Raw genomic sequence first — 23,350 nt, 5'->3', positions numbered from 1 at the left:
CCGGCCGGGGGTCCGGGGGTTGTCCCCCGGGAAGACGCAGTGCTCACAGCTTGGGCGCAATCTCTTCGGTCCAGATCCGCGTCCGGTCCTCCGCCGACATGTGGCAGGCGGAGTGGTGCCGCTTGCCCTCCTGTCCGGCCAGCACCTTGAGCTCGGGCCGCTCGGTGCGGGTGATCCCGCCCTTGGGCACGTCCGCGTAGGGGCAGCGCGGGTGGAAGGCGCAGCCACTCGGGATGTTGATCAGGCTGGGCGGCGAACCCTTGACCGGGATGAGGCGCTCGGTCTGGTCCCGGTCGATGCGCGGCATCGAGCCCAGCAGGCCCCAGGTGTACGGATGCTGGGGCTCGTAGAAGACCTTGTCCGCCGGACCGCGCTCCACGCACCGGCCGCCGTACATCACCAGGATGTCGTCGGACAGCTCGGCGACGACACCCAGGTCGTGGGTGATGATGATGACCGCCGAGCCGAACTCCTTCTGCAGATCCCGGATCAGGTCCAGGATCTGCGCCTGGACGGTGACGTCCAGGGCGGTCGTCGGCTCGTCGGCGATGAGCAGCTCGGGGTTGTTGACCAGCGCCATCGCGATCATCGCGCGCTGGCGCATACCGCCGGAGAACTCGTGCGGATAGCCGTCGAAGCGCTTGTCGGGCTGCGGAATGCCGACCCGGTCGAGCAGTTCGATTGCACGCCGCTTGGCGGCCTTCTTGTCGACCTTGTTGTGGATGCGGTACGCCTCCACGATCTGGTAACCGATCGTGTAGTACGGGTGCAGGGCCGACAGCGGGTCCTGGAAGATCATCGAGATTTCCCGGCCGCGCAGCTTGCGTACGTCGTCCGGGTCGGCGGTGAGCAGTTCCTTGCCGTCCAGCCAGATCTCGCCGGAGATCCGCGCCTTGCGCCGGCCGTACTGGCCGACGGTGTGCAGGCCCATGATGCCGAGTGAGGTCACCGACTTGCCGGAGCCGGACTCGCCCACGATGCCGAGGGTCTTGCCCTTCTCCAGCTGGAACGAGAGGCCGTCCACCGACTTGACGAGACCGTCGTCGGTGGGGAAGTGCACCTTCAGGTCCCGCACTTCGAGGAAGGAGGTGGGGGCGGGAGAGCCGACCGCGGCGGGCTCGCCGAGCGCGGTGCCCGTCACAGCGAGATCTGCGGGGGCGGGCTTGTTGAGATCGGTCATCCGAGCCTCACTCGCGGGTCGATGACGGCGTACAGAAGGTCCACGATGAGGCTGGCCAGGACGATGAACAGCGCGGCGATCAGCGTGACTCCGAGGATCACCGGCAGGTCCTTCTGGCTGATCGCGTCGACCGCGAGCCGCCCGAGTCCCGGCAGGTTGTACGTGGTCTCGGTGAGGATCGCGCCACCGAGCAGCGCACCCAGGTCCAGACCCAACAGGGTCAGGATCGGGGTCCAGGTGGAACGCATCGCGTGCCGTCTGATGACGACCGGTTCTCGAAGTCCCTTGGCGCGGGCGGTCCTGATGTAGTCCTCGCCCATGATCTCCAGCATGGTGGCCCGCGTGAGGCGGGCGTACATCGCCGCGTACAGGAAGGCGAGGGTGATCCAGGGCAGGATCAGACTCTGGAACCACTGGGCGGGATCGTCGCCCAGTGACTTGAACTCGCCGCTGATCCAGTCCAGCTGGTAGCTGAAGATGGCCAGCGAGAGCAGACCGGTGAAGTAGATGGGAAGCGAGACGCCGGCCAGGGCGATGGTCATGGCCGCGCGGTCCCACAGGCTGCCGCGGCGCAGTGCGGACACCACACCGGTGGAGACACCGCCCACGAGCCACAGGAAGCACGCGCCCGCGGCGAGCGAGAGCGTGACCGGGATGGCCTCGGTCAGCTGGGGCCACACGGCCTGCTCGGTACGGAAGGAGTAGCCGAAGCACGGTGCGGGGCACTGCGTGACATCCGGGCCGTTGGCATACTCCCGCCCGGCGAACAGACCCTGGACGAAGTGCCAGAACTGCACCAGGACCGGATCGGCGAGCCCCAGCTTCTGCCGGATGCCCTCGATGGCCGCGGGGTCCGACTGCTTGCCGACGAACAGGAGCGCGGGGTCGGACCCGGCCCATTTCGGGAGTACGAAGAAGATGGCAAAGGTCGTCAGCGTGACGACCAGCAGCATCATGGCGACGGCGAACAAGCGCCGGATGACGTAAGAAAGCACTGTGCGCGGCCCGGCGACGGCCCGGAAGCCCCCGGATTACGGGGGTCCCGGGCCGCCGCCCGCGGCCATCACCTGCCCTTCGGGACTGGCGGGTTGGGCGATGGTGGGGGTGACTCGTCCGTGCTGGGGGTGCTACTTGACGACACCGAGCGACACGTAGTCGTAACGGCCGTTGTAGGCCGCGGTGGAGTAAGCGTTCGTCAGTCGCGAGCTGCGCCAGGTGAAGTTCTTCTCGTAGATGAAGGGCATCTGGGCAGCGAGGTCCGAGGTGGTGTGGTTGATCTTCTTGTAGATCTCACCGGCCGCGTCGGGGTCGGTCTCCTTGAGCGCGTCGTCGAAGAGCTTGTTGATCTTCGGGTCGTTCGTCTCGGAGACGTTGTAGTTGCCGTTCGGCTCGATGAAGCGGCCGTCGATCAGCGGCTGCGAGAAGCCCTGACCGGTCGCGAAGTCGGGGCCCCAGCCGGTCATGACCAGGCCGTAGCCGCGCTTCTTCACGACGGCGGGGGAACCGGTGATGCTGGAGGACTCGGCGCCGTCGATCGGGTCGACCTCGGCCTTGATGCCGACGGCCTTCAGCGACTGCTGGAGCGCCTCGGCGACCTGGACCTCGCCCGGGTTGTTGCTACGGGCGCTGATCACGGTGGAGAAGCCGGCAGGCTTGCCGCACTTCTTGAGCGCGTCCTTGGCCTTGGCCACGTCCGGCTTGCCCTTGCGGGCGAGGATGCCGTACGGGTCGTAGTCGTCCGTGCCCTTGATGGACTTGGGCAGCATGTTCGTGGCGATCTCGCCGCCGGCCTGCGGGCCGCCGCGGACGTCCTGCATCGACTTGTAGTCGGCCGCGTACAGGACCGCCTTGCGGCAGTCGATGTTGTTGAACGGCGCGACCTTGGTGGCGATGTCGACGTACCGGATGAAGCTGGTCTCGATGTTGTCGAGGTTGCCCTTGTGCTGCTTGAGCGCCTCGGTACGGCCCGACTGGGACATGCCCGTGGCGTTCATGTCGACGTCGTACTCGCCCTTGATGAGGAGCTTGTCGATCGCCTCGATGTTGGTGTTGATCGTGACCGTGATCTTGTCCGGCAGCGCCGGGCGGATCGGGTCGGAAGCCTTCTGCCACTTGTCGTTGCGGACGAGGACAGCACCCTTCTTGGGCGTGTACGACTCGAACTTGTACGGGCCCGAGGAGAACGGCTTCAGCGGGTACTTGGCGCCGGTGTCCTTCTCCCGCTTCACCGGGGAGCCGGTCGGCATCGCGAGCATCTGCTCGAAGTCACCGTTGGCCACGGCCAGGTTGAAGATGATCGTCTTGTCGTCGGGCGTCTCGATCGCCTTCAGGCCGAGCTTGTCCGCGGACTTGTCCTTGTACGGACCCGGGTAGGTTTCCTTGGGGTCCAGTACCTTGCGCAGGTAGCCGGGGCCGCCGGAGATGACGTCCTGGGCCCAGATGCGCTCGATGCCGTACTTGATGTCCTTGGAGGTGATCGGCGAGCCGTCCTCCCAGGTGATCCCGTCACGCAGCTGGTACGTGTACTTCTTGCCGTCCTCGGAGATCTCGCCCTTGGCCTTCGCGAGGTCGGGGACGAGCTCGGCGCCGGCGGCGCCCGGCTTCGGCGCGTAGCTGACGAGCTGACGCGCGTAGTACCGGGAGAAGTCCCACGCGAAGCCGTAGTACTGGCGCTGCGGGTCGGTCGAGTCGAAGTCCTGCTTACCGATGAACTTCAGCGTGCCGCCCTTCTTGGCGGACTTGTTGGCGATGCTCTTGGTTCCGGCGTTGAAGCCGGCACCCTCGCTGCTGTCACTGTCGGACCCGCCGCCACCGCACGCCGCGGTGGACATCAGGGCTGCAACGACTACCGCCGCGCCGGCGACACGCCTGCTCTTCGACGAACGTAGGGGCTTCATGCTTCTGCAACCTCCGGATTGGCGAGGTCCTTGGCCTGGGGCCGGGGAACCATCGGGGAGCCACCTGACAGTTGTGACAGGGGCACGTTCAGTTGTGTACGGCCCGTCGAGCACAGCCGGACCAGCGTTCTCAGCGGGTCCCCTTGGGATCGAGCGCATCGCGGACGCCATCACCGAAGAGGTTGAAGGCGAGCACGGTGACGAAGATCGCGACTCCGGGGATGATCATGAACATCGGATCGGTCTCGTACGTATCCACGGCCTTGTCGAGCATCTGACCCCAGGACGAGGTCGGCGGCTTGACTCCGGCCCCGAGGAAGCTGAGCGCCGCCTCGGTGAGGATGTTCGTGGGGATCATCAGCGTCGTGTAGACGGTGATGGGCGCGACCAGGTTCGGGAGCAGCTCCTTGAAGAGCACGTAACGCCGTCCCGCGCCCAGGCTGCGCGCCGCCTCGATGTACTCCTTCTCGCGCAAGGACAGTGTCTGACCACGCACGATGCGTCCCACATAGGGCCAGCCGAAGAAGCCGATCACCGAGATCAGAATGGCGATGCGCACCCCGCTGCCGGTCAGCCCGAGCAGGTCGTTCGGGAGCACCGAGACCAGCGAGATGATGAAGAGCAGTTGCGGGAAGGCCAGCAGCATGTCCATCACGCGGCTGATGACCATGTCGACCCAACCGCCGAAGTAACCGGCGATGATGCCGAACACGGTACCGAGCAGCACGGCCACCAGGGCCGCGAGGAACGCCACGAGGAGCGAGATGCGGGCCCCGTAGACGACCCGGCTGAACACGTCGCGGCCGTTGCCGGGCTCGACACCGAGGAGGAACTCGGAGCTCATGCCGCCGAAGGCCTCCTTGGGGGTGCCGAACAGCGGGTCGATCTCGTCCTGGTGGAACTGCTCCGGCGGGTGCCCGAAGAGATCGACGATCAACGGAGCGAAGATCGCGACCAGGACCAGGAAGACCACGACGACTCCGCCGGCCAGCGCAAGCTTGTCGCGCTTGAGCCGGTTCCAAGCGATCTGGCGCAGCGAGCGGCCTTCGACCGATTTGGTCATGACATCAGTCGCGGCATCGACGGTAGCGACCGCATCCGTCTTCGCGGTCGTGTCGGGCAATGGTGCCGTCATCGTGTCGGGGACCCCTCTCGGCCGGCGGTGACCAGCCCTAACCGGCCGCTGTAGCGGCTTGGTTCACATCACAGGTGCAGATTGCGCAGGTGGTGCGGGTGTTTCAGGTGATCCTGTGGCGGGCACGGTGGCAATTGCACACGCATCCCGCACAGGACCGACTGCTTCTATTGCGGGGAGTCTTCAACGCCTTCGCGATCACCCGCCAGACCTGACGGACAATGGATGCGCAACCGTGATGCGGCCCGCGGCTTTCCGTTATGCGGACGCGGTGATCGGCTGAGCGGATCAGAGCCGGCCTTTACCACCAGATCAGGCATGACACCCAACAGCCGTTATGCGCGGCTTTATTGGGCTATCAGTAAGCGCGCGGTGCGGGGTAGCCGTAGCCCGAAGCGGGGGCCTGCGGCGAGAGCGGGGCGTGCGCCTCACGGTCGTAGAACGGGCGGGTGTTGGCGCGCAGCCACATGGCGACCGGGTCGTAGTCGTCGGACATCGCGACGGTGGACACGGGCAGCCCCTCGGGGACCACACCGATGGACTGCTGCATCATCATGCGCACCTCGTCGACCGACTGCTGGCTCGTGTCGTAGAGATCGAGCCCAATGGCCAGATACGGCGCACCGAGCGCGGGCTGCACCCAGCCGCGGCGCAACGAGCGGACCCCGGGCGTACGGTGGGCGTTCTGCGTGAGCTGCGCGTAGAACTGCGGAATCTCGATGGCCGGCTCGGACAGCCGCAGCGGCCCGGCGGGCATCCGCTCAAGACCGCTCGCGATGCGCCGCAGATCGAGCCACGGGATGCCGACGCCGCCGCCCGGAGCGTGCGGATTGAGCCAGACCCCCCAGCGGTCGGGGAAGAGTACCCGGGCGATGTCGCGCCCCGTGACGACCTCGTACGCCCGGCTCCAGCCGCTGGCGGCGAGCTCCTGCGCGGAAGTCACACACGGCGCGTAGCCGAGGCCCTCGACCTCCATGTTTCCGTACTGCGCGTCGGGCGAACCGGCCTGTCCGTGCCAGAGCAGCATCCAGACCTGGCCGTCCGCGAGGGCGCGCAGCAGCGCCTCGTACGCGTCGTACCTCCCGGGCGTCACCTGGCGCAGCATGTGCTCGACCTGCCCGGCCGCCGCAGTGCCTGACGCGCTCACCCTGGGTCCCGCCCCTCTTCGATCCACCGTTCGGCCAACCGCCCCCGTGTGGCGGGGCCATCAAACCAGCTTAAACGGCCGTCCTGACACCGACTTGACGCAGGAGGCGGACGCGCGGGCCGGGCGCGCTCAGTGCTCCTGCCGGTGCTCGCGCGCGTAGAAGGGCCGCACCTTCTCCAGCATCCAGTCACCGACGGGATCCTGTGCGACGTCCAGCAGGACGAGGTTGACCGCCCAGGGCGGCTGGACCCGGCCGAGCGCCCGACCCAGCGCGTCCATCGGGGCGTTGCGGTCCGCGCCCTCCCACGAGGAGAGCTGTACGCCGATGAAGAGCGTCGGCGAGTCGCCCTCGATGCTGGCGAGCGCGCGGCGGGCGGTGACCACCACGCCGCTCTCCTCGAACTCCCCCGCCGCGGCGGCCAGGAAGTCGACCGGCTCCTGCTGCCAGTCCGGCTCGAAGAGCCGCACCCGGCCGCCGCTCGCCGGTCCGTCCAGCGGGGAGCGGCCGGCCCGGCAGAGCTCGGCGACGGCGGGCGGCGGCAGCGGCATGCCGACCGCGCCGTCCGGGTTCACCACGATGCCGAGCTGCGGCGGAAGGCCGCGGGCGAACTCCCTGGCGGGCGCGACGGTGAAGGGCATGTGGGGCCCGGCGGACTGCCGGAGCTGCTGCTCGGAGCTGAAGACGGGGACGTACGGGGCGCCGCCGATCTCCATCGTGGGCAGGTCGAGGTCGCGGCTCTGCGGGCCGCCGCCGGCCGGCAGCGGTACCCAGACCTGGCTGCGGCCCAGCACCTCGACGAGCCGGGCGCCCGCCGCCGGGTTGCCGAGCGAGGCGGCGAGCACCTCTTCGAGTTCATTGCCGGGCCATCCGCCGCCTCCGTGCGGATGCGGATGCGCCTGCGCCGGAAATTCCATCTCCACCCCTGTCGACAGCCGTGCTCGCGACGGCCGCGCTCATTGCAGCGGGCTCGTTTCTGCGCGAGAACCCTAGCCCGCCGGGGCGACACGCTGCCTCTCACCATCCGTCTGACACGTTTGGTAGCCATCCGGTTGCGGAGCGTGCCAGGTGCTCGGAGGGTGGCACCAACGCGTCTTCGGACGTGAACACCGCACCCCCCACAGCGAAAAGGATTCCTCGTATGGCACTCAACCGGCCTGCCACCTTCCTGATCACCTCCGCCCTCTGTGGCGCCGTCACCATAGGCTTCGCCGGTCCGTCCGCCGCGGCGGCCGTGCAGGACCGAACCTCCGGGTCCACCGTGGCGACCAACGCCGCACCGGACCCGGCGGCGCTGCTGGGCCAGGCGGACGTGCTGTCCAAGCTGGGTCTCGTGGGCCCCCTCGGCGACCTCCTCAAGGAGGCTCTCGCCGCGAAGCCCGATCCGGCCAAGATCAAGCAGCTCGCGGAGAAGGTGACCGCGGCGATCACCGCGGCGGCGGCCGCCGCCCCGGCCGCACCCGGCGTGCCGGCGCTTCCGGGGCCGGGTGGCTCGCCGGCCGACCGCGCCGCGGCGGCCGACCCGGTCGCCGACGCGCTGCAGGCTCTCCAGGCGAAGGTGACCGAGCTGGTGGCGGCCGTCACGGCTGGCGACCCGGCGAAGATCCTGGCCGCGGTCACCGGGACGGTCACCACGGTGATCCCGCTGATCCTGGGCCTGCTGACGAAGCTGCCCCTGCCGGTGCCGCTGCCGGCCCTGCCGACCCCGCCCCTCCCGGTGCCGCTGCCGGTGCCGCTGCCGGTGCCGCTGCCGGTCTAGCGGCCCCGGGCGCCTGTGCGTCGACGGGCCCCGGTCCGCACGCCCGACGCGGACCGGGGCCCGCCGCGCTGTCCGGGTCCGGACGCACGAAGCGGGCAGCTACTCGAAGTCGATGGTCCGCAGCGCGGTCGCAGCCGCCCGGTCGAGCAGTACGGCCGAGGCGCACCCGGCAGGCAGTGCGCCGTCCTCCGCGTCGCGCACGAGCCGCGCCACCGCCCGACGGTGGCGCGCGAAGGCGTACCCCGAGACACCGCGGCCGCGCTCCTGCTGCCCGGCCCGCGCCACCTCGGGCGTGACGTCGAGCAGCAGCAGGTGCAGCGCCGCGCCTCTGCGCCGGGCGTCGCGCGACAGCCAGCCCCGCACCCACGCGAGCGTGCCGCAGTCGTGCACGACGACGCTCTCGCCGGAGCGCAGGGCGCGCCGCAGCCCGGCGTAGTGCGCGACGCGGACGAGGGGGCGGTAGAGCGCGTACGGCAAGAAGCGCGGCATCCGGCGCTCCCACCGCTCGCGCACATCCTGCGAGTCGATGCGGCGGGCAGCCGCCGCGCGCCGGATCAGTGTGCTCTTGCCACTGCCGGGCAGCCCGGAGACGACCACCACGTCCCCTGCCGCGAAGACCAGGCTCCCTGGGCTGTGGCCGGCGCGCTCGCGCAGATCACGAACGGTGAACACGGGCCGACGGGCCGTCTCCCCGGCCGGTGCGGCCTGCTGTGCGGGCACCACGCCGCGCGCGACCCCCGCGCTCGTCGCGTAATACGCACCGGGCTGCTGCAACGTCATCGCACTCCCCCATGTCGGGTCCCCCACCCTTGCCCAAGAAGTGTAAAGAAAAGGTAATGGGCCACAAGCCATTTGCGGATGCGGCCGGTCGACGTCCGCTTCGGCCCGCCCGACCCGCTTCCCCGCGATGCGTGCAATGATGTGCCCGCCAACTCCATAACGGCCGCTTGAATCCGCGCGGGAGAGTCCGGAGCGCCCAGTTCGTCTGGTGCCGCCCAGGACGCCGAAGGAGCAAGTTCCTCCCTTGAATCTCTCAGGCCCCGAACCGCGCGGGCGAGGCAGATCTGAAAAGCGAGCCGCCTTCGTGGCGGCTCCACCCAAGGTGCAAGTCATGACCACACTTACGTGCGGTCGTGGTGAACCTCTCAGGTTCCGATGACAGATGGGGAGGATGTGTCCTCGCCTGTCATGCCCTGGGAGCCCCACACATGAGCAATGTCCCCCGTCTCACCGCCCTCGATGCACTGCATCGCTCGCTGGGCGCGACCATGACCGACTTCGCGGGCTGGGACATGCCGCTGCGCTACGGCAGTGAGCGCGACGAGCACCTCGCCGTACGCACGCACGCCGGCCTCTTCGACCTCTCCCACATGGGCGAGATCACCGTCACCGGGCCGCAGGCCGCCGCCCTGCTGAACCACGCGCTGGTCGGCAACATCGGCACGGTCGGCCTCGGCCGCGCCCGCTACACCATGATCTGCCAGGAGGACGGCGGGATCCTGGACGACCTGATCGTCTACCGGCTGGCCGACACCGAGTACATGGTCGTCGCCAACGCGGGCAACGCCCAGGTGGTGCTCGACGCCCTGACCGCCCGCGCCGCCGGCTTCGAGGCCGACGTACGCGACGACCGTGACGCGTACGCGCTGATCGCCGTCCAGGGCCCCGAGTCCCCCGGCATCCTGAAGTCCCTGACCGACGCCGATCTGGACGGGCTGAAGTACTACGCGGGCCTGCCCGGCACCGTCGCGGGCGTCCCGGCGCTCATCGCGCGCACCGGCTACACCGGCGAGGACGGCTTCGAGCTGTTCGTCGACCCGCGGCACGCCGAGAAGCTGTGGCTGGCGCTGACCGAGGCCGGCGCCCCCGTCGGTCTCGTCCCCTGCGGTCTGTCCTGCCGTGACACGCTGCGCCTGGAAGCGGGGATGCCGCTGTACGGGCACGAGCTGACCACCGCGCTGACTCCGTTCGACGCGGGCCTCGGCCGGGTCGTGAAGTTCGAGAAGGAGGGCGACTTCGTCGGCCGCGCCGCTCTTGAGGCCGCCGCCGAGCGGGCCGAGACCGCGCCGCCGCGCAAGCTGGTCGGCCTGATCGCCGAGGGCCGCCGGGTGCCGCGCGCCGGGTACCAGGTCGTCGCGGGCGGCAAGGTCGTCGGTGAGGTCACATCGGGCGCCCCGTCCCCGACACTGGGCAGGCCGATCGCCATCGCGTACGTCAACCCGGCGCATGCGGCGCCCGGCACGCCCGGGGTGGGTGTCGACATCCGCGGCGCGCACGAGCCCTACGAGGTCGTCGCGCTGCCGTTCTACAAGCGCCAGAAGTAGACCGCCGGTCCGAGACGCGCGTCTCACCCGGCAAGACCACCGTTCCTCAGCACTCCCCCGCGTACAGGAGAATCCAGGTCATGAGCAACCCCCAGCAGCTGCGGTACAGCAAGGAGCACGAGTGGCTCGCGACCGCCGAGGACGGCGTCGCGACGATCGGCATCACCGAGTTCGCGGCCAACGCGCTCGGTGACGTCGTCTATGCCCAGCTCCCCGAGGTCGGCGACACGGTGACCGCGGGTGAGACCTGCGGTGAGCTGGAGTCGACCAAGTCGGTCAGCGACCTGTACGCGCCGGTGACCGGTGAGGTCACCGAGTTCAACCAGGACGTCGTCGACGACCCGTCGCTGGTGAACTCCGCCCCGTTCGAGGGCGGCTGGCTGTTCAAGGTGCGCGTCACGCAGGAGCCGGACGACCTGCTCTCCGCCGACGAGTACACCGCCCTCTCCGGCAACTAAGACCGAAGCCCGAAGCCCCGATGACTCGAACGGGACCGTGATGACTGTTCTCGACACTCCCCTGCATGAGCTCGACCCGGACGTCGCCGCCGCCGTCGACGCCGAGCTGCTCCGCCAGCAGTCCACCCTCGAAATGATCGCCTCGGAGAACTTCGCTCCGGTGGCCGTCATGGAGGCCCAGGGCTCCGTCCTCACCAACAAGTACGCCGAGGGCTACCCCGGCCGCCGCTACTACGGCGGCTGCGAGCACGTCGATGTGATCGAGCAGATCGCGATCGACCGCGTCAAGGCGCTCTTCGGCGCCGAGCACGCGAACGTGCAGCCGCACTCGGGCGCCCAGGCCAACGCCGCCGCGATGTTCGCGCTGCTCAAGCCCGGCGACACGATCATGGGTCTGAACCTCGCCCACGGCGGGCACCTGACCCACGGCATGAAGATCAACTTCTCCGGCAAGCTCTACAACGTGGTCGCGTACCACGTCGACGACGCCACCGGCGAGGTCGACATGGACGAGGTCCAGCGCCTCGCCAAGGAATCCCAGCCCAAGCTCATCGTGGCCGGCTGGTCCGCGTACCCGCGCCAGCTGGACTTCGCCGCCTTCCGCCGCATCGCGGACGAGGTCGGCGCGTACCTGATGGTCGACATGGCGCACTTCGCCGGTCTGGTCGCCGCGGGCCTGCACCCCAACCCGGTGCCGCACGCCCACGTCACCACCACCACCACGCACAAGACCCTCGGCGGTCCTCGCGGTGGCGTGATCCTGTCCACACAGGAGCTCGCCAAGAAGATCAACTCGGCGGTCTTCCCGGGACAGCAGGGCGGCCCCCTGGAGCACGTCATCGCGGCCAAGGCCGTCTCCTTCAAGATCGCGGCCACCGAGGACTTCAAGGAGCGCCAGCAGCGCACCCTGGACGGCGCCCGCATCCTGGCCGAGCGCCTGGTGCAGTCCGACGTCACCGAGCACGGCGTCTCCGTGCTGTCCGGCGGCACGGACGTCCACCTGGTCCTCGTCGACCTGCGCAACTCCGAGCTGAACGGCCAGGAGGCCGAGGACCGCCTCCACGAGGTCGGCATCACGGTCAACCGCAACGCCGTCCCGAACGACCCGCGGCCCCCGATGGTCACCTCGGGCCTGCGGATCGGCACTCCGGCGCTGGCCACCCGCGGCTTCACCACCGAGGACTTCACCGAGGTGGCGGACATCATCGCCGCCGCGCTGAAGCCGACGTACGACCGCGACGGGCTGGCCTCCCGGGTCACCGCGCTCGCGGCCAAGCACCCGCTCTACCCTGGTCTGAAGTAGTGACGTACCAAACAGCCCAGTAGCACCACAACTGAACATCGGGGCACCGCGCACACTGGACAGTGGGAGCGGTGCCCCGTCTCGTGCCCCCCACCCGCACCACCCGGCAGACAACGGCGTCTACCAACCAGCTAGGAGTTCTACCGTGGCCCTCTCGGTCTTCGACCTGTTCTCGATCGGCATAGGCCCGTCCAGCTCCCACACCGTCGGCCCCATGCGCGCCGCCCGGATGTTCGTGGGCCGGCTGAAGAAGGACGGCCTGCTCGCCCAGACCACATCCGTACGGTGCGAGCTCTTCGGATCGCTCGGCGCGACCGGCCACGGGCACGGCACGCCCAAGGCCGTGCTGCTCGGTCTTGAGGGCCACTCGCCCAAGTCCGTCGATGTGGAGAGCGCCGACGCGGATGTCGAGCGGATCCGGAAGACCGGCCGGCTGCGGCTGCTGTTCACGGAGATCGGCACGGACCACGAGATCGACTTCAACGAGTCGGCCCAGCTGATCCTGCACCGGCGCCGCTCCCTGCCGTACCACGCCAACGGCATGACCCTCTTCGCGTACGACACCGCGGGCGGCCCCCTCCTGGAGAAGACCTACTACTCGGTGGGCGGCGGCTTCGTCGTCGACGAGGACGCGGTGGGCGAGGACCGCATCGTCCCCGACGACACGGCGCTCAAGTACCCGTTCCGTACGGGCGACGAGCTGCTGCGCCTCTCGCGCGAGACGGGTCTTTCGATTTCCGCGCTGATGCTGGCGAACGAGCTGTCCTGGCGCACCGAGACCGAGATCCGCGAGGGTCTCCTGGAGATCTGGCGCGTCATGCAGGCCTGCGTCTCGAGCGGCATGTCCCGCGAGGGCATTCTCCCCGGCGGCCTCAAGGTCCGCCGCCGCGCCGCCAACTCGGCCCGCCAGCTGCGCGCCGAGGGCGACCCGCTGGCCCACGCCATGGAGTGGATCACGCTCTACGCGATGGCGGTCAACGAGGAGAACGCGGCGGGCGGCCGGGTCGTCACCGCTCCCACCAACGGCGCCGCCGGCATCATTCCGGCCGTCCTGCACTACTACATGAACTTTGTGCCCGGCGCCGACGAGGAGGGCATCGTCCGCTTCATGCTCTCCGCCGGCGCGATCGGCATGCTGTTCAAGGAGAACGCCTCCATCTCCGGCGCCGAGGTCGGCTGCCAGGGCGAGGTCGGCTCCGCCTGCTCGATGGCGGCGGGCGCCCTGGCCGAGGTGCTCGGCGGCACCCCCGAGCAGGTCGAGAACGCGGCCGAGATCGGCATGGAGCACAACCTCGGTCTGACGTGCGACCCGGTCGGCGGTCTCGTGCAGATCCCATGCATCGAGCGCAACGGCATGGCGGCGGTCAAGGCGGTCACGGCGGCCAGGATGGCGATGCGCGGCGACGGCCAGCACAAGGTGTCCCTGGACAAGGTCATCAAGACCATGAAGGAGACGGGCGCCGACATGAAGGTCAAGTACAAGGAGACCGCGCGCGGCGGTCTCGCGGTCAACGTCATCGAGTGCTGAACCGGCGCCCCGGGGCCGTCCCCCCGGCCGTACGGGTCCGGCGGGCCGTCGCGCGGGACGCGAAGCGGCTCACCCGGATCGTGCGCGCCTCCCGCGCCTACGAGGGCCTGTACGCGCCGATGATCGCCGGATACCGGGTGGGGCCCGACTACATCGAGGCCCACCGGGTCTTCGTGGCCGTCGTGGCCGGTTCGTCGCAGGATGCCGGTTCGTCGCAGGATGCCGGTTCGTCCCAGGGGGCCGGTTCATCCCAGGGGGCCGGTTCATCCCAGGGGGCCGGTGAGCGCGGGGAGACCGGTGGGCCCGGTGGGCCCGGTGGAGCCGATGCGTCCGGTGGGCGTGGAAAGGCCGGTGGGACCAGTAGGTTCGGTGGAGCCGGTGGAGCCGGTGGAGCCTCGGAGCAGGTGCTCGGGTTCTACGCTCTCGTGCTCGACCTGATCGACCCGCCCGAGCTCGACCTGATGTTCGTCTCCGACGCCGCTCAGGGGCGCGGCGTCGGCCGGCTGCTGGTCGCGCATCTGCGGGGCGAGGCACGCGCCGCCGGGGTCGATGAAGTGCGTGTCGTCGCGCATCCGCCCGCCGAGGGCTTCTACCTCGGGGTGGGCGCCGAGCGGACCGGGACGGTGCTCGCACGGCCGCCCGCGGTGATGTGGGACCGGCCGGAGATGGTCCTCAGAATCGCCCCGGAATGACTTCGCGGCCATTCGGAGGACTACGCGGGACTTTCGGGAACTGACCGGGCTCCGCATCCGTTGGCGGGTTGGGCAAAGAGATCGTCAAGGGGCGTGGCCCGCGCCGGATTGAGCAGGGATCTTCATGGGTGTCAGTCTCTCCAAGGGCGGCAACGTCTCGCTCTCGAAGGAGGCCCCCGGCCTGACCGCCGTCACGGTGGGCCTGGGCTGGGACGTACGCAGCACGACCGGGACCGACTTCGACCTCGATGCCAGCGCCCTGCTGGTGGACGCCAGCGGCAAGGTCGTCTCGGACCAGCACTTCGTCTTCTTCAACAACCTCAAGAGCCCCGACGGCTCTGTGGAGCACACCGGTGACAACACCACCGGTGAGGGCGAGGGCGACGACGAGCAGATCAAGGTGGGCCTCTCGACGGTTCCCGCCGAGGTCGACAAGATCGTCTTCCCCGTCTCCATCCACGAGGGTGAGAGCCGCGGCCAGAGCTTCGGCCAGGTTCGCAACGCGTTCATTCGCGTGATCAACCAGGCGGACAACAACGAGCTCGCCCGCTACGACCTCTCCGAGGACGCGTCGACGGAGACCGCCATGGTCTTCGGCGAGCTCTACCGCAATGGTGCGGAGTGGAAGTTCCGCGCCGTCGGCCAGGGCTACGCCTCGGGCCTGCGCGGCATCGCGACGGACTTCGGCGTCAACATCTGACCTGAGGCATCGCGAAGTGAAGAGAAGCCGCGAGTTGTGCGGCTTCGAGTGAATGCCCGCGCCGATTTCCTCGACGCGGGCATTCCCCGTTCCCGGCCTCTCCCGCCACCGGCTCCCTCCGCCCTCTTCCCGCCGGTCCGACCAGTCGGTACGGTCCTGGCAGTCGAGTGCCGTCCGGAGGGGATCCACGACTCAGCCCGCGCCAACCGTCCACGGCCAGTGCGACGACCGCTTCGCCGCCGTGCGTGCCGCCACCTAAGGGCTGTCCCGCAATCCCTGGCAGGCGCACGACGACAGCTACGGCACCTCGCCGCGTTGTCGGAACGCCCGAATACGTCCAGTATGCGAACGTCCCTCCGCCTTGCGATGCACCGCATCTGACGCCGTGCGCTGATCCACCAGGGATTACGGGACAGCCCTTAGGGCGTACCTGATGGGTCATGTCGTTCCCTCGCTGGAGGGTTGGCTCGCTCAGCGGGAAGCCCTTGTTCTGGGACGTCAGCCAAACGTCAGTGCCGCGTGAGCGAAGCGCCGCACAATCGTGCCCATGAACAAGATCAAATCCGCGTTGGTCGCGGCCGCAGTCCTTGCCAGTGTGGGCGTCATGGCCGCACCGGCCCATGCGAGTGAGTGCAAGCGCGGCGGTGGCATCTACATTTGCGAGTACGGGGTCACCACCGCGAAGCTGAGCGATGGCAGGCGGCAGGAATTCATCATCGGCCTGGACCGGGCGGTGTGGACGCGCTGGCCCAACTCGTCCGGGAGTTGGGGCCCATGGATATCCATGGGCGGACTGGCGCAAAGCAAAGTCTTTATCCAATACGACCTGCCCGCCTACGACTTCATCATCCACGTCGTAGGCAACGACGGAGCGCGCTGGTACCGAGGCCACGACCGGAACGGGAACTGGACCAACTGGGATCACCTCGGCGCCACCCCGTAACGACCTCGGGGGCAAGGGAGCGTGGATCAGCGAGCGGCGTCCTGCGGCTTCGCGTCCAAGGCAGAGGAGGGAGGCGACGCGGAGCGTCGTCGACCGACGACAACGCCGGAGGCGGAGTCGCAGGAAGCCGGGAGCCCGCGCGCCATCGCCCCCGAGGTCGTAAGCCGGCGCTGCTCTCTCGGCCCGCGGTTCAGCGGGTCGAGAGGCTCAAGGCGCAGGGTTCCGTGACCCATCGGACACACCGCACTCAAGGGCCAACGACCCGCCGGCCGCGTCCCCAACCTCACGGGTCAGTACACGACGACCCCGACGGCGAGGTTGTGGGTCACCACCACGCACGCGACGGTGACCACCATGACCGTCGTCTCACCGACCGGCATCCGCCGCAGGGTCGCGGGCGCGATGGAGTGCCAGTCGAAGGCGGCGGCCGAGACCACGACCATCACCGCGACCAGGGCGGCCATCGGAATGTCGGAGACGACAGGGCCGAAGACCACGCACAGGACCATCAGGAAGACGCCCGCGAGGAACGTCGACAGGCGGGTGCGGGCGTCCGACGTCTTGACGTTGATCATCGTCCGGCCGATCACCTCGCAGCCGCCCATCCCGCCGAGGAAGCCGGTGACGATATCGGCGATGCCCTGGCCGACGGATTCGGGGTCTTGCTGGAGTGGGTGTCGGTGATGTCGTCGACCAGCTTCGCCGTCAGCGGCGACTCCATCAGGCCGACCAGCGCCATGGCCAGCGCGTACGGAGCGATGATCTTCAGCGTCTCCCAGGTGAACGGCACACCGGGCAGCGCCGTCGGCAGCGCCCCCCGGTCGCCCACCGTCGGTACGGCGACGCCCACGGCCACCGTGATCACGGGGAGGACGACGACCTGTCGTGCGCGGGGAAGCCGGTACGCACCGGCACGGGGAAAGCCTACGAGGCCGCCGGGCGTGGATGGCACGTACATGCTGGCCGGCGGGCCGCCACCTGGGACGAGGGCGTGAGCGCACGGCGCGAGTGTCGCCGAACTAACACCGATCACCTTATGCAACTTGTTGCACAAGGTGCGCCGGGTGGACTACACATGGCCTCATGAGTCCGACGACTGAATACCCGAACCTGCTGAGCCCCCTCGACCTCGGCTTCACCACGCTGCCCAACCGCGTGCTGATGGGCTCGATGCACGTCGGGCTCGAAGAGGCCGAGCGCGGCTTCGAGCGGATGGCCGAGTTCTACGCGACCCGCGCCCGCGGCGGCGTGGGCCTCATGGTCACCGGCGGCATCGCGCCCAACGACCGGGGCCGCCCCTACCCCGGCGGCGCCAAGCTGACCACCGAGGCCGAGGCGGCGCAGCACCGGCAGGTGACCGACGCCGTACACCGCGAGGGCAGCCGGATCGCGATGCAGATCCTGCACTTCGGCCGGTACGCGCACCACCCCGAGCTGGTCGCCCCGAGCGCGCTCCAGGCACCGATCAGCCCCTTCGTGCCGCACGCCCTGACCGATGCCGAGATCGAGGAGACGATCGAGGACTTCGTACGGACGGCCGCGCTCGCCAAGTCGGCCGGGTACGACGGCGTCGAGATCATGGGCTCCGAGGGATACCTGATCAATGAGTTCATCGCCGCCCACACCAACCACCGCGACGACCGGTGGGGCGGCTCGTACGAGAACCGCATCCGCTTCCCCCTCGAAATCGTCCGCCGGGTGCGCGAGCGGGTGGGCCGGGACTTCATCCTGATCTACCGCCTCTCCATGCTCGACCTGGTTCCCGGCGGCTCCACGCTGGCGGAAGTGATCACGCTCGCCCAGCAGATCGAGGCGGCCGGCGCGACCATCATCAACACCGGCATCGGCTGGCACGAGGCCCGCATCCCCACGATCGCGACCTCCGTGCCGCGCGGCGCCTACGCCTGGGTGACCAAGCGGGTCATGGGCTCGGTCGACATCCCTCTGGTGACGACCAACCGCATCAACACCCCGGAGAAGGCAGAGCAGTTGCTCGCCGAGGGCCATGCGGACCTGGTCTCGCTCGCCCGGCCCTTCCTCGCCGACCCCGACTTCGTCGCCAAGGCGAGCGCCGGGCGCGCCGACGCCATCAACACCTGCATCGGCTGCAACCAAGCCTGCCTGGACCACACCTTCAGCGGGAAGATCACGTCCTGCCTGGTCAACCCGCGCGCCTGCCACGAGACCGAGCTGGTCCTCTCCCCCACCCGCCGCGCCAAGCGCGTCGGCATCGTCGGGGCCGGACCCGCGGGCCTGGCCTGCGCCGTCTCGGCGGCCGAGCGCGGGCACGAGGTGACGCTCTTCGACGCGGCGGACGTGATCGGCGGCCAGCTCAATGTGGCGCGCAAGGTCCCCGGCAAGGAGGAGTTCAACGAGACGCTGCGTTACTTCCGCCACCAGCTCGACGCGCACGGCGTCCAGCTGCGGCTGGGCACCCGCGCCACCGCCGATTCGATCGCCGCGGCCGGCTTCGACGAGATCGTCCTCGCCACCGGCGTCACCCCCAGGACCCCGACCATCCCCGGCATCGACCACCCCAGCGTGGTCAGCTACCTCGACCTGCTGCGCGAGGACGCGAAGGCCGGGGAGCGCGTCGCGGTCATCGGGGCCGGCGGCATCGGCTTCGACGTCGCCGAGTTCCTCACCGACACCAGCACGGACACCGACGCCGCGCCGAGCCTGAGCCCGGAGGAATTCTTCCGCCAGTGGGGCGTCGACACCGACTACCGCTCCCCCGGCGGCCTCCAGGCCCCCGCCCGCCCGGCGCAGACCCGCACCGTGCACCTCCTTCAGCGCAAGGCCACCAAGGTGGGCGCGGGCCTCGGCAAGACGACGGGCTGGATCCACCGCACCGAGCTCAAGCACCGCGGCGTCACGATGGTGGCGGGCGCGACGTACGACCGCATCGACGACGCGGGCCTGCATGTCACGGTCGACGGCGAGCAGCGGCTGATCCCCGTCGACACGGTCGTGCTGTGCACCGGCCAGGAGCCGCGCCGTGAGCTGTACGACGCGCTGCTGGCGGCGGGCCACCCGGTGCACCTCATCGGGGGCGCGGATGTCGCCGCCGAGCTGGACGCCAAGCGCGCCATCCGGCAGGGGACGGAACTCGCGGCCACGCTGTGACCCGCCCCCCCGCCTGCCCCCGCATCCGCACCCGTGCGTCCCCGGCCGCGCCCGGCCGTACCTAGGATGCGGGCATGTCCCTCCCGCACGCGATCCTCACGGCCCTGCTCGAAAAGCCGTCTTCGGGGATCGAGCTGACCCGCAGGTTCGACAAGTCCATCGGCTATTTCTGGTCCGCGACGCATCAGCAGATCTACCGCGAGCTGGGCAAGCTGGAGCAGTCCGGCGCGATCAGGGAACTGCGCCGGCAGCAGCCGTCTCAGGGCCAGAAGAAGGAGTACGAGGTCCTGCCCGCAGGCCGCGCCGAACTGGCCGCCTGGGTGGGCAGGATCGAGGACCCCAAGCCCATACGGGACGCCCTCCTGCTGCGGCTGCGCGCGGCCGGGGTGGTGGGCGCACAGGGCCTCGATGCCGAGGTGGGGCGTCATCTCGCCCTGCACCGCGCGCAGTTGGCGGAATACCGCGCGATCGAGGCACACGACTTCGGCCCGGAGCGGGCCAGCCCCGGCGACCGCGTCCGGCATCTGGTGCTGCGCGGCGGCATCGACCTGGAGCGGTTCTGGGTGGGCTGGCTCGAAGACGCGCACCGGGAGCTGCGGGACATGGCCGGGGAAACGGGTACGGGCCCGGAACCCACCGCGAAGTGAGGTCCGGGCCCGTACGCACCAGGCAGTCGGGCGCGGGTGTCAGCCCTTGTTCCTGGAGGCCCAGAACTCGTCGAAGGTGAGCTTGCCGTCGCCGTCGCTGTCATGGGCGTTGATCACGGCCTGCGCGACGGTCTCGGTGACGTAGGGGTCACCGAGCTGCGCCATCACGCTCTTGTACTCCACCGCCGAGATCAGCCCGTCCCCGTTGACGTCGTACCGCGAGAACGTCTTGCGCGCCAACTCGATGTCCACCACTGGATCCGCCCCTTCACGTGCCGTCATTACCCGCACAGATTATCGGGCCGGGCGGAGGGCTGGTACCGGTGCGGGGGGCGGGGTGGGGGGCGCCCCCCACCCCGCCCCCCACCTCAGCGGAAAATGCCCGTGTGCCCCAGCGAGTAGCGGCCCGGCTGCGGGTAGACCGCCAGGCCGTGCGGGCCGCCGCCGACGGGGATGCGGGCGAGCTGACGGCCCGTCGTGGTGTCGATCGCGTACACCTCCGAGTCGTAACGCCCGGAGAGCCAGAGGACCTTGCCGTCCGCCGACACCCCGCCCATGTCGGGGCTGCCCCCGTCCGGCAGGTGCCACTTCTTCGTCAGCTTGTCCTTCGCGAAGTCGAAGACCGAGATGGAGCCCTCGCCACGGTTGGGGACGTACATCTCCTTCGAATCACGGCTGATGTAGAGCCCGTGGGCGCCCTTGCCCGTGGGCAGCAGCTTCGGCGTGGGGAACTTCTCGCCATTGAGCACCCACATGCCGTGCGCCATCATGTCCGCGACATAGAAGGTCTTGCCGTCGGGCGAGATCTTCACATCCTGCGGCATGGCCCCCTGGAAGGGCAGCTTCTGCTGGCCGATGACCTTCATCTTCTCGGTGTCGACCTTGAGGAGCTCCCCGGAGAACTCGCAGGAGACGATGAAGTACCGGCCGTCCGCGGAGAAGTCGGCGTGGTTGACGCCCGCGCAGGGGACCGGAACGGTCTTGACGCGGTTCATCGTGTGCGGGTCGCGGAAGACCAGCTCGCGGTCCATCGACGCCATGACGATCGCGTGCTTGCCGTTGGGCGTGAAGTAGAGGTTGTACGGGTCGTGCACCTCGACCGGCTTGCCCGCGACGCCGGTGGCCGGGTCGATGGGGGTGAGCGTATGGCCGCGGTTGTTGTTGACCCACAGCGTCTTGAGGTCCCAGGACGGCACGACGTGCTGCGGCTGGACGCCGACCGGGATGGTCTCGGTGACCTTGTACGTCTTGGGGTCGATCACCGACACCGTGTTGGAGTTGGTGTTGGGGACGTACACCCGCGAAGGGAAGCCCTTGACGACGGGGGACAGCTTGTTGGGGCGGTCCGCGGCGTACACATCGTTCGGGTCGAGCACCGGCGGCATGCCGGGCAGCCCGGCCGGGACGGCGGGCGCGGCCTTCTTCAGCTTGGCCGGCGGCACGGCGCCCTTGGTGCCGAGTGCTTCGGTCGGGCCCTTGGCGTCGGGGTCGGCGCAGCCCGCGAGGGCGGCGATGAGGACGCCGGCGAGCAGCGCGGTCGTACGTCGGGTGCGGCGGAGGGTGCGGCGGGTGATCGTCGTCATCGGGTCAGCAGCTCCGTGGTGGTCACCGCGCGCAGTCCGCGGCGGTCGAGTTCGTCGAGGAGGGCGGGCAGCGCGGCGACCGTGTCCGCATAGCCGAAGTGCAGGCTCACCACGGATCCGTTGCGGATCTCCGCGGCGACCTTGCGGGTGACGGCCGGGGCGCCGGGCGAGGTGAAGTCGAGGGAGTCGACGTCGTAGGACAGAACGTGCGGATATCCGGCCCGGCCCGCCAGTCTCTGAACGAGGGGGGTGGCGAACTGAGTGCGGGAGGGCCGGAACCAGGTGCCGATGGACCCGGTGAGCCGGCGTAGCCGGTCCGCGCAGCCGGTGATCTCGGCGTACGCCTCCCGCTCCCCCATGCCGGAGATCGTGAGGTGGCGTTGGGTGTGGTTGCCGAGGTCATGGCCGCCGTCGAGGACCCGGCGGGCGAGGGCCGGGTGCTCGTCGAGCCAGCCGCCGACCGCCAGGACGGTCACCCGCGCACCGGCCCGCTCCGCCTCGGCGAGGACGGCCTTCGCGGTGGCGGGGTCGCCCTGGCCGTGGAAGGTGAGGGCGACCCGGGGGCGGTCGCGCGGGCCGTGGGTGATCTGGACGGGCAGGCCGGGGAAGCGGCGGGGAGCAGGGGCGGGGCGCGGGGCGGCGGGCTGTTTCGCCGGAGCGGCGGCGGGGGTGTCGGCGGACGGTGCGGGCTCGGAAGCGCCGTCGTGCGTACCGCAGCCCGTGGCGAGTGTCCCGGCGAAAGCCGCCCCCAGTGCGCCCGCTCCCGCACGCAGTGCGTCGCGTCGGCAGATCAATGTCACGCGCCCATTTAAGGGGGTATCGGGGTGGAAGGTAATGATTGACCAAATTCGCGAGCTTTGCGGGTCGCAGGCATTACCCCTCCCACGCCCTCGCGCGGTCAATGAATCCGTCCTCAAGCGCCACACTTATACGCTCTTTAGCAGGCAAGTGGCCCAACTCACCTGCGATTCACAATCGGAGCATCATGCTATGCGGAGATTTGTCCGAGTAAATACTTTTGGCGCCCTGCTCGCCGTCTGCCATAGTCGGAGCCACGACCCCATTGACCCGGGCCAGGTCGTCGTAGGCGCCGTGGATCACACCCCCCCGTTCCACGGCTGCTCCCCAGAAGCCCCCGAAGCGCCGCACGCCGGCCGCAGGGGGCTTCTGGGTTTCCGTGGCCACGCGTCCGGGTTTCCGTGACCACGCGTCCGGCGCCCGCGTCACCTGTCGGCGGCGCGCTCCGTCACCCGCATCTCGAACCAGGTGTTCTTGCCGCGCGGCAGCAGATCCACGCCCCAGCGGTCGGACAGTTTGTCGACGAGGAACAGACCCCGCCCGCTGGTGTCCAGCTCGCGCACCGGCATCAGACAGGGCAGGCCGCGCGACGGGTCGCGCACCTCGATCCTTATCCAGCCCCTGCGGCGCAGCATCCGCAGCCCGAAGACGCGAGCGCCGGTATGCCGCACGGCGTTGCCGACGAGCTCCGAGACGAGCAGCACCGCGTACTCGGCGGTCTGCGGGGAGAGCGCCCACTGGCGCAGCACCACACACTGCGTCAGCCGCCGGGCAGTGGCGGCGGATTCGGGGCACGAGGGCAGCCGAACCTCTTCGTCCGTCGGATTTCCGAACAACTCCAGTGCTTTCAGACCCTGTTCATCCTCAACCGCAGGCATCCACCGCGCGGCGGTCGCGCTGCCGCGCGGCCGCGGCTGCTCCATACCCTCCAGCCCCGCCATGGCACCATCATGGCCGCCCAGCTGACCTTCCGGGGCCGTTCCGGGGGATTCGACCCCCCGGAACACCCCCGCCCGGGGGTATCGGTAGGCATATGCCATGGGCAGCACGCCCCCCTTCACAACCCCCATGACCTGCGATTACCTCCCGCTCGCAAGTGATCACCGAGGGTTCCGCGCAAGGCCGTCTTGAG

General features: G+C 69.5%; 20 protein-coding genes, 3 pseudogenes and 2 riboswitches. Of the genes and pseudogenes, 11 read left to right on the top strand and 12 right to left on the bottom strand.

Annotated features, from left to right (window positions below):
* Positions 1–43 precede the first annotated feature (43 nt).
* The 6 genes from QMK30_RS03735 to QMK30_RS03710 all read right to left on the bottom strand — a co-directional run bounded on the left by QMK30_RS03735 (position 44) and on the right by QMK30_RS03710 (position 7,274).
* Positions 44–1,180 (bottom strand): ABC transporter ATP-binding protein, encoded by a 1,137-nt coding sequence (locus QMK30_RS03735; protein WP_283515683.1) that lies wholly within the window; start codon positions 1,178–1,180, stop codon positions 44–46.
* Positions 1,177–2,175: an ABC transporter permease gene (locus tag QMK30_RS03730; protein ID WP_283515682.1), complete on the bottom strand. Its 999-nt coding sequence runs from the start codon at positions 2,173–2,175 to the stop codon at positions 1,177–1,179. The genes QMK30_RS03735 and QMK30_RS03730 overlap by 4 nt, the downstream gene beginning before the upstream one ends.
* A 132-nt stretch (positions 2,176–2,307) precedes the next feature.
* Positions 2,308–4,077 carry an ABC transporter substrate-binding protein gene (locus QMK30_RS03725; protein WP_283515681.1) on the bottom strand — a complete coding sequence of 590 codons (1,770 nt, stop codon included), beginning with the start codon at positions 4,075–4,077 and terminating at the stop codon, positions 2,308–2,310.
* A gap of 130 nt (positions 4,078–4,207) precedes the next feature.
* Complete coding sequence (locus QMK30_RS03720; RefSeq protein ID WP_283515680.1) at positions 4,208–5,212, bottom strand: ABC transporter permease; 1,005 nt, start codon at positions 5,210–5,212, stop codon at positions 4,208–4,210.
* A gap of 358 nt (positions 5,213–5,570) precedes the next feature.
* Positions 5,571–6,359, bottom strand: a complete 789-nt coding sequence (locus QMK30_RS03715; protein ID WP_283515679.1) for an enhanced serine sensitivity protein SseB C-terminal domain-containing protein — start codon at positions 6,357–6,359, stop codon at positions 5,571–5,573.
* 129 nt (positions 6,360–6,488) lie between these two features.
* On the bottom strand, positions 6,489–7,274 hold the full coding sequence (locus QMK30_RS03710; protein ID WP_283515678.1) for an enhanced serine sensitivity protein SseB: 786 nt from the start codon (positions 7,272–7,274) through the stop codon (positions 6,489–6,491).
* A gap of 224 nt (positions 7,275–7,498) precedes the next feature.
* Between QMK30_RS03710 and QMK30_RS03705 the strand changes: the two genes are divergently transcribed.
* Positions 7,499–8,116 (top strand): hypothetical protein, encoded by a 618-nt coding sequence (locus QMK30_RS03705; protein ID WP_283515677.1) that lies wholly within the window; start codon positions 7,499–7,501, stop codon positions 8,114–8,116.
* Between the two features lie 99 nt (positions 8,117–8,215).
* Here QMK30_RS03705 and QMK30_RS03700 read toward each other — a convergent pair whose 3' ends face one another.
* Positions 8,216–8,896 carry an AAA family ATPase gene (locus QMK30_RS03700; RefSeq protein WP_283515676.1) on the bottom strand — a complete coding sequence of 227 codons (681 nt, stop codon included), beginning with the start codon at positions 8,894–8,896 and terminating at the stop codon, positions 8,216–8,218.
* A gap of 168 nt (positions 8,897–9,064) precedes the next feature.
* Positions 9,065–9,174: riboswitch (glycine riboswitch) on the top strand.
* Positions 9,175–9,288, top strand: a riboswitch (glycine riboswitch).
* A gap of 36 nt (positions 9,289–9,324) precedes the next feature.
* Between QMK30_RS03700 and gcvT the strand changes: the two genes are divergently transcribed.
* From gcvT to QMK30_RS03660, 8 genes and pseudogenes are all read left to right on the top strand, one after another.
* The gene (gene gcvT / locus QMK30_RS03695) at positions 9,325–10,440 is read left to right on the top strand and encodes a glycine cleavage system aminomethyltransferase GcvT (RefSeq protein WP_283515675.1); all 1,116 of its coding nucleotides are present in this window, start codon (positions 9,325–9,327) and stop codon (positions 10,438–10,440) included.
* Positions 10,441–10,520: 80 nt separating this feature from the next.
* Positions 10,521–10,898, top strand: a complete 378-nt coding sequence (gene gcvH / locus QMK30_RS03690) for a glycine cleavage system protein GcvH (protein WP_283515674.1) — start codon at positions 10,521–10,523, stop codon at positions 10,896–10,898.
* Positions 10,899–10,938: 40 nt separating this feature from the next.
* A complete protein-coding gene (gene glyA, locus QMK30_RS03685; RefSeq protein WP_283515673.1) occupies positions 10,939–12,201 on the top strand; it encodes a serine hydroxymethyltransferase in 1,263 nt (420 codons plus the stop codon).
* Between the two features lie 145 nt (positions 12,202–12,346).
* Positions 12,347–13,729, top strand: coding sequence for an L-serine ammonia-lyase (locus QMK30_RS03680; RefSeq protein ID WP_283515672.1), 1,383 nt, complete (start codon positions 12,347–12,349; stop codon positions 13,727–13,729).
* A gap of 80 nt (positions 13,730–13,809) precedes the next feature.
* Positions 13,810–13,911, top strand: a pseudogene (locus QMK30_RS38690) (GNAT family N-acetyltransferase); the annotation flags it as partial.
* 219 nt (positions 13,912–14,130) lie between these two features.
* A pseudogene (locus tag QMK30_RS03670) lies at positions 14,131–14,421 on the top strand (GNAT family N-acetyltransferase); the annotation flags it as partial.
* 124 nt (positions 14,422–14,545) lie between these two features.
* Positions 14,546–15,121, top strand: coding sequence for a TerD family protein (locus tag QMK30_RS03665; RefSeq protein ID WP_283515671.1), 576 nt, complete (start codon positions 14,546–14,548; stop codon positions 15,119–15,121).
* Between the two features lie 547 nt (positions 15,122–15,668).
* Complete coding sequence (locus QMK30_RS03660) at positions 15,669–16,064, top strand: DUF8189 domain-containing protein (protein WP_283515670.1); 396 nt, start codon at positions 15,669–15,671, stop codon at positions 16,062–16,064.
* Positions 16,065–16,360: 296 nt separating this feature from the next.
* On the opposite strand, the pseudogene QMK30_RS03655 reads toward QMK30_RS03660, so the two are convergent.
* Positions 16,361–17,013, bottom strand: a pseudogene (locus tag QMK30_RS03655) (SulP family inorganic anion transporter); the annotation flags it as partial.
* A 134-nt stretch (positions 17,014–17,147) separates the two neighbouring features.
* Between QMK30_RS03655 and QMK30_RS03650 the strand changes: the two are divergent.
* Together QMK30_RS03650 and QMK30_RS03645 are read left to right on the top strand one after the other, a co-directional pair.
* The gene (locus tag QMK30_RS03650; RefSeq protein ID WP_283515669.1) at positions 17,148–19,190 is read left to right on the top strand and encodes an oxidoreductase; all 2,043 of its coding nucleotides are present in this window, start codon (positions 17,148–17,150) and stop codon (positions 19,188–19,190) included.
* A gap of 74 nt (positions 19,191–19,264) precedes the next feature.
* Positions 19,265–19,837: a PadR family transcriptional regulator gene (locus QMK30_RS03645; RefSeq protein WP_283515668.1), complete on the top strand. Its 573-nt coding sequence runs from the start codon at positions 19,265–19,267 to the stop codon at positions 19,835–19,837.
* Positions 19,838–19,876: 39 nt separating this feature from the next.
* Here QMK30_RS03645 and QMK30_RS03640 read toward each other — a convergent pair whose 3' ends face one another.
* From QMK30_RS03640 to QMK30_RS03625, 4 genes are all read right to left on the bottom strand, one after another.
* Positions 19,877–20,092 (bottom strand): EF-hand domain-containing protein, encoded by a 216-nt coding sequence (locus QMK30_RS03640; protein WP_283515872.1) that lies wholly within the window; start codon positions 20,090–20,092, stop codon positions 19,877–19,879.
* A gap of 113 nt (positions 20,093–20,205) precedes the next feature.
* Positions 20,206–21,420: a YVTN family beta-propeller repeat protein gene (locus QMK30_RS03635; protein WP_283515667.1), complete on the bottom strand. Its 1,215-nt coding sequence runs from the start codon at positions 21,418–21,420 to the stop codon at positions 20,206–20,208.
* Positions 21,417–22,220 carry a polysaccharide deacetylase family protein gene (locus tag QMK30_RS03630; RefSeq protein WP_283515666.1) on the bottom strand — a complete coding sequence of 268 codons (804 nt, stop codon included), beginning with the start codon at positions 22,218–22,220 and terminating at the stop codon, positions 21,417–21,419. The genes QMK30_RS03635 and QMK30_RS03630 overlap by 4 nt, the downstream gene beginning before the upstream one ends.
* A 423-nt stretch (positions 22,221–22,643) precedes the next feature.
* Positions 22,644–23,159 (bottom strand): ATP-binding protein, encoded by a 516-nt coding sequence (locus QMK30_RS03625; protein WP_283515665.1) that lies wholly within the window; start codon positions 23,157–23,159, stop codon positions 22,644–22,646.
* Between the last annotated feature and the right edge of the window lie 191 nt (positions 23,160–23,350).

The sequence above is a fragment of the Streptomyces sp. H27-C3 genome (assembly GCF_030063415.1).
Classification (GTDB): Bacteria; Actinomycetota; Actinomycetes; order Streptomycetales; family Streptomycetaceae; genus Streptomyces.
This window is presented reverse-complemented; position numbering and strand designations above follow the sequence as displayed.